Annotated in this window: 1 protein-coding gene; it reads left to right on the forward strand. The window is 59.9% G+C overall.

What is annotated here, in order from left to right:
* Positions 1–942: ABC transporter substrate-binding protein (locus tag EN939_RS35495; protein WP_164751574.1), on the forward strand; the 942-nt coding region annotated here is incomplete at its 5' end.
* Positions 943–1053 lie beyond the last annotated feature (111 nt).

Raw genomic sequence — 1053 nt, forward strand, 5'->3', positions numbered from 1 at the left:
TCGAAATATGGCGGCTGGCACGAGGGACCTAAGCAATATGCGACACGCGACGGGAAGTTCGTCGGCCTGCCCCTGGCCACGATCGGCAATGCCATCGTCTATCGGGAAAGCTGGGTGAAAGAGGCCGGCTTTTCGGAGTTTCCCAAGGACACGAAAGGCTTCCTGGAACTTTGCAAGGCCTTGCAAGCGAAGGGACATCCGGCCGGCTTCACGCATGGTCATGGCGTCGGCGACGGCAACAACTATGCTCATTGGCTGCTGTGGAGCCATGGCGGCCAGATGGTCGACGAGAGTGGCAAGGTAACGATCAACAGCCCCGAGACCCTCAAGGCGATCGAATATGCGCAGGAGCTTTACAAGACCTTCATTCCAGGCACCGAAAGCTGGCTCGACGTCAACAACAACCGCGCCTTCCTGGCCGGCGAACTGGGGGTGATCGCCAATGGAATTTCCGCCTACAACACGGCCAAGATCAACAAGGACAAAGATCCAAAGCTGGCTGAAATCGCCAAGGACATACGCACGACCAACCTGCCCATCGGTCCTGTCGGCAAATCCGTCGAATTGTTCCAGGTGACCACGGCTGTCATCTTCAATTACACGCCCTACCCCAACGCGGCCAAGGCGTATTTGCAGTTCATGTTCGAGGAACCGCAAATGAAGGACTGGATCACCTCCTCGGCCGGATATTGCTGCCAGACACTGAAGGCATTCGACAACAACCCCGTGTGGACTGCCGATCCCAACAACGCCGCTTACGCCAAGGCTTCGGCTACTCTGCGGCCTAACGGCTATGCCGGGCCGCTCGGCTATGCCTCGGCGGCAACCATGGCCGACTACGTGCTGGTCGACATGTTCGCCAAAGCGGTGACCGGCCAGGCCACGCCGCAAGAGGCAATGGAAGAGGCCGAGAAGCGGGCAAATCGCTATTATCGCGTTTGAGCCGGCTCAGCCGGGCAGCGCCGCTGCCCGGCTGGCTTCGGATTGCGTCGCGGCCGATCCGGCCGATCAATGAGACCTCAGCAGGAGCCGACCCATGGCCGTGCCGTCAGC

The sequence above is a fragment of the Mesorhizobium sp. M7A.F.Ca.CA.002.05.1.1 genome, assembly GCF_003998335.1.
Lineage (GTDB): Bacteria > Pseudomonadota > Alphaproteobacteria > Rhizobiales > Rhizobiaceae > Mesorhizobium.